Origin of the sequence: Pseudomonas sp. NBRC 111139 (assembly GCF_001753955.1) — a bacterium.
Taxonomy (GTDB): Bacteria; Pseudomonadota; Gammaproteobacteria; order Pseudomonadales; family Pseudomonadaceae; genus Aquipseudomonas; species Aquipseudomonas alloputida.
This window is the reverse complement of the sequence record NZ_BCBP01000123.1, coordinates 1-6,763: the sequence shown is the minus strand read 5'-3', so window position 1 is coordinate 6,763 and position 6,763 is coordinate 1. Positions and strand designations below refer to the sequence as shown.

Annotated in this window: 8 protein-coding genes; 1 reads left to right on the top strand and 7 read right to left on the bottom strand. The window is 64.4% G+C overall.

The features are described 5' to 3' along the window. Positions 1 to 44: 44 nt before the first annotated feature. The 4 genes from BJQ17_RS29110 to BJQ17_RS29095 are packed head-to-tail and all read right to left on the bottom strand — an operon-like array spanning position 45 to position 3,717. A complete protein-coding gene (locus BJQ17_RS29110) occupies positions 45 to 962 on the bottom strand; it encodes a biotin-dependent carboxyltransferase family protein (RefSeq protein ID WP_003254662.1) in 918 nt (305 codons plus the stop codon). Continuing rightward, on the bottom strand, positions 959 to 1,645 hold the full coding sequence (pxpB, locus tag BJQ17_RS29105) for a 5-oxoprolinase subunit PxpB (protein WP_003254664.1): 687 nt from the start codon (positions 1,643 to 1,645) through the stop codon (positions 959 to 961). Before pxpB ends, BJQ17_RS29110 begins: the two co-directional genes overlap by 4 nt. Continuing rightward, positions 1,645 to 2,421 carry a 5-oxoprolinase subunit PxpA gene (locus BJQ17_RS29100; RefSeq protein ID WP_033726002.1) on the bottom strand — a complete coding sequence of 259 codons (777 nt, stop codon included), beginning with the start codon at positions 2,419 to 2,421 and terminating at the stop codon, positions 1,645 to 1,647. The genes pxpB and BJQ17_RS29100 overlap by 1 nt, the downstream gene beginning before the upstream one ends. Positions 2,422 to 2,430: 9 nt before the next feature. After that, a complete protein-coding gene (locus tag BJQ17_RS29095) occupies positions 2,431 to 3,717 on the bottom strand; it encodes an MFS transporter (RefSeq protein WP_010955247.1) in 1,287 nt (428 codons plus the stop codon). 130 nt (positions 3,718 to 3,847) lie between these two features. On the opposite strand from BJQ17_RS29095, the gene BJQ17_RS29090 reads away from it, so the two are divergent. Further along, on the top strand, positions 3,848 to 4,759 hold the full coding sequence (locus BJQ17_RS29090; protein WP_003254668.1) for a LysR family transcriptional regulator: 912 nt from the start codon (positions 3,848 to 3,850) through the stop codon (positions 4,757 to 4,759). A 134-nt stretch (positions 4,760 to 4,893) separates the two neighbouring features. Here BJQ17_RS29090 and BJQ17_RS29085 read toward each other — a convergent pair whose 3' ends face one another. The 3 genes from BJQ17_RS29085 to BJQ17_RS29075 are packed head-to-tail and all read right to left on the bottom strand — an operon-like array spanning position 4,894 to position 6,710. Further along, complete coding sequence (locus BJQ17_RS29085) at positions 4,894 to 5,415, bottom strand: DUF2937 family protein (protein ID WP_070096973.1); 522 nt, start codon at positions 5,413 to 5,415, stop codon at positions 4,894 to 4,896. A gap of 9 nt (positions 5,416 to 5,424) precedes the next feature. Further along, positions 5,425 to 6,198 carry a class II glutamine amidotransferase gene (locus BJQ17_RS29080; RefSeq protein WP_003254671.1) on the bottom strand — a complete coding sequence of 258 codons (774 nt, stop codon included), beginning with the start codon at positions 6,196 to 6,198 and terminating at the stop codon, positions 5,425 to 5,427. Positions 6,199 to 6,212: 14 nt separating this feature from the next. Beyond that, positions 6,213 to 6,710 (bottom strand): hypothetical protein, encoded by a 498-nt coding sequence (locus BJQ17_RS29075; RefSeq protein WP_003254673.1) that lies wholly within the window; start codon positions 6,708 to 6,710, stop codon positions 6,213 to 6,215. Between the last annotated feature and the right edge of the window lie 53 nt (positions 6,711 to 6,763).

Here is a 6,763-nt window from a genome sequence, read left to right as displayed (position 1 = left end):
AGACGTGTGTAGGAGCGGGTTCACCCGCGAAGAGGCCGCCCGCTCTACCGCCAACGGTTCAGGTAATCCTGCTGCTCCCGCCAGGCCTCGTCCTGCACCACCGCCCTGAACCGCACCACCGCCCCCGGCATGCACTGCGCCAGTTGCGCCAGCGCCAGCGGCGTCAGCGCGCCCAGCCGCGGGTACCCACCAATGGTCTGCCGGTCATTGAGCAACACGATCGGCTGCCCGTCCGGCGGCACCTGTACCGCTCCCAGCGGGATCCCTTCGGAGATCATCGGCGCCCCTTGGTACACCAGCTGCGGCCCCAACAACCGGATGCCCATGCGGTCGGCCCGGCTGTCCAGCGTCCATTCCCGGTTGAATGCCTCGAACAGGCTGGTACCGCTGAATTCACCGATCTGCGCGCCCATCACCAGGTCGAGCACCGGCTTTGGGGCGAACTGTGGGCACAACGCGTGCGGCACTTCGCGCAGGGGTGCACTGCTACCGGTAAAAGCCAATGCCTGGTGTTTAGCCAGCGCAGCCCCCTGGCCATCGATGCCACCCAGTGCTTCACGTACCACGGTGGCACAACTGCCCAGCACCTCCTCACCCAGGAACCCACCCGGTGCCGCCAGATACGCCCGCACACCCACTTTGGGCTGCTTCAGGGTCAAGCGCTGCCCCTTGGCCAGGGCAAAGCTGCGCCATGGCGCCAGCGGCTGATCATCGACACACGCATCCAGGTCGGCACCGGCCAGGGCCAGCACGCAATCCTGTTCAGCCACCACGCAAAAACCACCCAGCGCCACCTCGACCACCGGCGCCCCCAACGGGTTGCCCAGCAGCCAGTTGGCCCAGTGCATCGCCACCCAGTCCAGCGCCCCGCCCTGGGTCACGCCAAGGTGGCGCACGCCGAAGCGCCCGGCATCCTGTAACTGGCACAACGGCGTACTGGCCTCAATCATCAACTGCTTCATCCCTGCGCCTCCACATCACCACCCATGGCCAGGAATTCGCTGCGCGAAACCGGCACGAAGCGCACCCGGTCACCGGGTTGCAAAAGGCTGTAACCCTCACGCTCACGGTCGAACAACCGCACCGGGGTGCGCCCGATCAGGTTCCAGCCACCCGGCGATACTGCCGGGTAGGCCGCCGTCTGGCGCTCGGCAATCCCCACGCTGCCCGCCGCCACGCGCTTGCGCGGGGTACTCAGACGAGGGCTGGCCAGGCGCTCGTCGACCAGGCCCATAAAGCCGAAACCAGGCGCGAAGCCCAGGGCAAACACCGGGTAATCACGTTCGCCGTGCAACCGAACAATCTCCGCTTCACTCAAGCCGCTGCGGGCCGCCAGCACAGGCAGCTCGGGGCCGACACTGGCGTCGTACCACACCGGGATCTCGTGTCGGCGGCCGCCACTGCCTGTGTCAGGCTGCAAGCCGTCCAGCGCCTGAGCGATTCGCGCCCTGGCCTCGCCTGGCGGCAGGGCAGACTGCACCATCAGCGTGGTGTAGGACGGCACCAGGTCCAGCAGGTGCTCGCCGAACGCCGCGCTCAAGCGCCGGCTGGCGGCGAGCATCCATGGCATGTTGGCCTCATCGATACGGTCGAACAGGCGGACCATCAGGCTGTCGATGGCGACCACTTCAATTCGCGGTTTCATCACGCCTCCAGCCCATCGAGGGCCTGGCGAATCTGCCGCACCGCCGCCACCGAACTGTCGTTGTCGCCATGCACGCAGAGGGTGCGGGCGGCAAGCTGCAAGGCACTGCCATCGTCAGCCAACAGCGTTTCGCCTCGGGCCAGACGCACCGCCTGCTCCACCACCCGCGCTGGGTCGTGATGCACCGCGCCCGGCAGGCGCCGCGACAGCAGATGGCCGCTGGCGGTGTAGGCGCGGTCTGCGAACGCCTCGAACCACAGTGGCACGCCGATTTCATCGCCCAGTGCCTGGGCGGCACGGTTGTCGGCGGTGGCCATCAGCATCAATGGCAGGTTGCTGTCATAGGCCGCTACGGCCTCCAGCACGGTACGCAGCTTGAGCGGGTCGGCCATCATGTCGTTGTACAGCGCGCCATGGGGCTTCACATAGGCCACGCGACCACCCAGCACTTTGCAGATGCCATCCAGCGCACCGATCTGGTAATGCAGCAGGTCGCGGATTTCTTCCGGGCTGCAGGCCATGGAACGGCGGCCGAAGCCGACCAGGTCCGGGTAGGCCGGATGCGCGCCGATAGTCACCCCGTGCTCCAGCGCCAGGGCCACGGTACGGCGCATGATACCGGGGTCGCCGGCGTGGTAGCCGCAGGCGATGTTGGCGCAATCGATGTAAGGCATGACCTCGGCATCCAGGCCCATGCGCCAGCTGCCGAAACTCTCACCCATGTCGCAATTGAGTAGCAGGCGTTCCACCACGCGGTCTCCCTTGTCGTTGTGCATAGGCCTACCTTACCGCGCCTGCAGCTGTTTGCCGCGGGTTTCAGGCAAGCTCAAGGCCGCCACGATCACAATGCCGTAGGACACCGCAGAAAACACGCCGATACCCAGGCCCAGCGGAACATTCTGGCCGAGCATGCCGATCATCAACGGAAACAGCGCGGCAATGACCTTGCCGATGTTGTAACAGAAGCCCTGCCCCGAACCCCGAATGCGCGTGGGGAACAGTTCGGTCAGAAACGCCCCCATGCCGCTGAAGATACCCGAGGCGAAGAAGCCCAACGGGAGGCCCAGCCACAGCATCACGCCATCGCTGACCGGCATCTGCGTGTACAACAGCACAATGACGAAAGAGCCCACGGCGAACAGGATGAAGTTCTTCTTGCGCCCCAGCAGGTCGGACAGATAAGCACTGACCACATAGCCCATGTACGAGCCGACGATCACCATGGCCAGATAGCCCCCCGTGCCCAGCACACTCAGGCCGCGTTCGTTCTTCAGGAAGGTTGGCAGCCACGAGGTGATGGCGTAGTAACCGCCGAGCGCGCCGGTGGTCAGCAGGGATGCCCGCACGGTGGTCCAGAGCATGCCCGGCGCGAAGATTTCGTAGAAGCGCGAGGGTGCCTCGGCGTTTTCCACTGCCTTGGCCTTACGATAGACCTCAGGGTCCTTGACCAGGCGGCGAACGAAGATCACGAAGATTGCCGGTACCAGCCCCAGCAGGAACAACGCACGCCAGGCCTGCTCTGCCGGCAGCCAGGAGAACAGCAGCGCATAGAGGATGGCCGTGAGGCCCCAGCCAATTGCCCAACCGGACTGCACCATGCCCACCGCCTTGCCGCGGTCCTGGGCGCGGATCACTTCGCCGATCAACACCGCGCCGGCGGTCCACTCGCCACCGAAGCCAAAGCCCATCAGGGTTCGGGCAATCAGCAATTGCTCGTAGTTCTGAGCGAAGCCGCACAGGAAGGTGAAGAAGGCGAACCACAACACCGTCAGTTGCAGGGTACGCACCCGGCCGATGCGGTCGGAGAGGATACCGGCCACCCAGCCTCCTACAGCCGAGGCGATCAGCGTGCTGGTGTGGATCAACCCGGCTTCGGTGGTGGTGATACCCCACAGCATGATCAGCGTAGGGATGACGAAACTGAGCATCTGTGTGTCCATGCCGTCCAGGCCATAGCCAATCTTGCAGCTCCAGAAGGTACGTCGTTGCTGTTTGTCGATGTCACGGTACCAGGCGAAAGGCCCGGACGAAGGGAGGGTACTGACCTGCTGCTGCACGCCGGTGGGGTTCATGGATGCCTCGGCTTGTTGGTATTGTTTTATGGGCGACATGAAGCGTCGCGGCCTGGGCGCCATTGTTCAGAGGCCACCTCGCCTGCGTCCAACGAAAAAAACCGCCGGTCTGGAACAAGAAAAACTGATCATGAACCTTCGCTTCCTCGAAACCTTCGTCTGGGTCGCCCGGCTCAAGAGCTTCCGCCTGACGGCAGAAAAGCTGTTCACCACCCAGGCTTCGGTATCCAGCCGTATTGCCGCACTGGAGGCTGACCTGGGCGTGAAGCTGCTGCTGCGTGACTCCCGCGGCGTCAGCCTGACCCCGGAGGGCGGCAAGGTGCTGGAATACGCCGAACGCATGCTGGAAACCGCCAAGGCCATGAAGCAGTCGCTGGACAGCGACCGGGCCAAGGTCGGGCGCATTCGCATCGGGGTAATGGACACGGTGATCCACACCTGGATGAGCGCACTGGTGGCGGAGCTGACCGAGCGCTACCCGCAGGTGGAAATCGAACTGGTGGCCGACACCGCGCTGAACTTGCGCGAGCAGCTGCAGAAGGGCTTTCTTGACGTGATTTTGCAGACCGACTTGCTGCGCGAGCAATCGATCCGCAGCCTCGACCTGGCGCGCTACCCAATGGGCTGGGTGGTGGCCGCAGGCGCCCACCAGCACCGGGACTATGCATCGCTGGCCGAACTTGGGCGCGAGCGCATCATCACCTTCTCGAAGAATTCACGGCCACACCAGGAGGTGCTGAGCTTGCTGCAGGCTGCGGGGGCAGAGGCGCCGCGGTTGAATTGTGTGAACTCGGTGGCGGCGATTACCCGGCTGTTGCGCGACGGTTTTGGCATTGGCGCGCTACCGCCGGCGCTGGTGGATGCCGAGTTGGGCCGGGGCGAGCTGGTGCTGCTGGAAGGGTTACAGCCGCCGCCGAGCCTTGAGCTGGTGGTGGCGTGGCAGACCGGGGTGGCGTTGGTCGATGAGGTGGTTGGGGTTTGCCGGCAGGTGTTGGAGCGGTATGCGCGGGATGTGGGGGGGCAGCGGATCGTACTAGTCTAAACAACAGTCTCTGCCTGTACCGGCCCTTTCGCGGGCTCGCCCGCTCCCACAGGTACAACCTGGCCCGCCAGGCCTGTGATGATCCTGTGGGAGCGGGCTTGCCCGCGAAAGGGCCGGTACAGGTACAGCAGAACTTAGCGCCAGCTCTCTTTCACCACCCTGCGCCGCCCGCCCAGGATCAGCCAGCCAATCCCCAGCAACAGGCTTTCGACCACAAAGGCCAACACAAAACCGGCACCCACACCCCAGACAATCGCCTCGGGCACCAGCAGAATCTGGTAGCTGTAGCCATTGAGGGTTTCTTCACGCAACTGCGGGTCGGCCTGTACCAGCACATGCCAGGTACGCTCAGCCCATGACCCTTGCAGCACCTGCCATTCGTTTTCCAGCAGTTCGTTGCGGATCATCAGGCTTTCGATGCTGTTGGCATCACTGTTGAACACCGGGTCGTCGCTGCTGCGGTAGTGCTGCAGCAGCGCCTGCAAGTCGCCCTTGAAAAAGCGCTCGGCCGTTTGCCGGAACCCATCGAGTGCCTCGCGCGATTCGAACAGGTGCGCCTCGACCCGCTGGCTGTAGTCCTTGACCAGCCCCGGGACCTGGATACCGGCCAGCAGGCCGAAGGTGAACAACAGCAATCGCAGGTAACTTCTGAACATGCAGCGTCCTTAGCTCTGGCCGTGCGCCACGCACTCGCCGTGCCGCCACAGGGCCCACTGACCCGGCGCGTAGCGGTGCCAGGTCTCGTTCTCGGTCAGGGCCTCGGTGGCAATCACCGTGACCACGTCGTTGGGGGTGGTTTCGGTATGAAAATCGACGATCAGGTCGACATCCTTCAACCGTGCGGCACCAAATGGCGCACGGCGGGTAATGTGCACCAGCTTGGTCGAGCAAAAGCAGAACAACCAGTCGCCGTCGCTGAGCATGCAGTTGAACACGCCCTGACCACGGTAGCCGGCACAGGCTTCGACCAACACTGGCAGCAGCTGCTCCACCGGCACCGGTTCGGGGAAAGCGCTGCGGATGCGGTTGAGCAGGTCGCAGAAGGCCGCTTCGCTGTCGGTGTCGCCCACTGGCCGGTAAAAACTGGCCAGGCCCTTGAAATCACCCAGCTGGCCGTTGTGCGCGAAGCACCAGTTGCGGCCCCACATTTCCCGTACGAACGGGTGGGTGTTGGACAGGCACACCCTGCCGACGTTGGCCTGACGGATATGACCGATCACCACTTCGCTTTTGATCGGGTAGCGCTGCACGAGGTTGGCCACTTCCGACTCGCTGCTCGCGGCCGGGTCCTGGAACAGGCGCAGGCCGCGGCCTTCGTAAAAGCCTATCCCCCAGCCGTCACGGTGCGGGCCGGTACGCCCGCCCCGCTGCATCAGGCCGGTGAAGCTGAAAACAATGTCGGTAGGGACGTTGGCACTCATGCCCAGCAGTTCGCACATAGGCGTGTCTCCGTTTACAGACGAGGCTCGACCCGGCCTGCGCCACGCGTAGCGGCTGGCGGCAAGTCGTCACGGTAACGGTCGCTGCGCTCGGCAGCCAGCGGCGCCTGGGTGCCGAGCTGGTCATCCTCGGCCCGCTGACGCCTGGCGGCGGCTTCGGCCTGCTCACGGCGTGCGTGCGCGCGCTTTTCCAGCGGCCAGCGCAGCAGCACGAAGAGGAAGTACAGGCCGAAGGCGATCATGCCATACATGGCGAAGTCGGACACAGCGCGCCAGGCGTTGTTGCCGACCTTGAAAGCGACATCCAGCGCAGTGATGGCGATTGCAGGGGCGAAGCTGTCCTTGACCGGGTCGACGATGGTCGGGGTCAGCAGCAGCACCGCCAGCACCACCCGCAGCGGTTCGCGCAGCCAGCGCCACATCCAGCCGGTGAGCTTGAAGCCCACCAGCAGGCACCCTAAGGCGGCTACTGCGTACAAGCCCCAGGCGAAGGTGTAGTCGTTCTCGGTCATGGTGTTCGTGCAAGCCAGGCAAAGAGATGCCTATGATAAACACTTTTCCGGGC

Bases quoted from the DNA above. Each gene is read 5' to 3' on its own strand.
- BJQ17_RS29110 (WP_003254662.1), bottom strand. From the start codon at position 962: ATGAAGCAGTTGATGATTGAGGCCAGTACGCCGTTGTGCCAGTTACAG.
- pxpB (WP_003254664.1), bottom strand. From the start codon at position 1,645: ATGAAACCGCGAATTGAAGTGGTCGCCATCGACAGCCTGATGGTCCGC.
- BJQ17_RS29100 (WP_033726002.1), bottom strand. From the start codon at position 2,421: ATGCACAACGACAAGGGAGACCGCGTGGTGGAACGCCTGCTACTCAAT.
- BJQ17_RS29095 (WP_010955247.1), bottom strand. From the start codon at position 3,717: ATGAACCCCACCGGCGTGCAGCAGCAGGTCAGTACCCTCCCTTCGTCC.
- BJQ17_RS29090 (WP_003254668.1), top strand. From the start codon at position 3,848: ATGAACCTTCGCTTCCTCGAAACCTTCGTCTGGGTCGCCCGGCTCAAG.
- BJQ17_RS29085 (WP_070096973.1), bottom strand. From the start codon at position 5,415: ATGTTCAGAAGTTACCTGCGATTGCTGTTGTTCACCTTCGGCCTGCTG.
- BJQ17_RS29080 (WP_003254671.1), bottom strand. From the start codon at position 6,198: ATGTGCGAACTGCTGGGCATGAGTGCCAACGTCCCTACCGACATTGTT.
- BJQ17_RS29075 (WP_003254673.1), bottom strand. From the start codon at position 6,710: ATGACCGAGAACGACTACACCTTCGCCTGGGGCTTGTACGCAGTAGCC.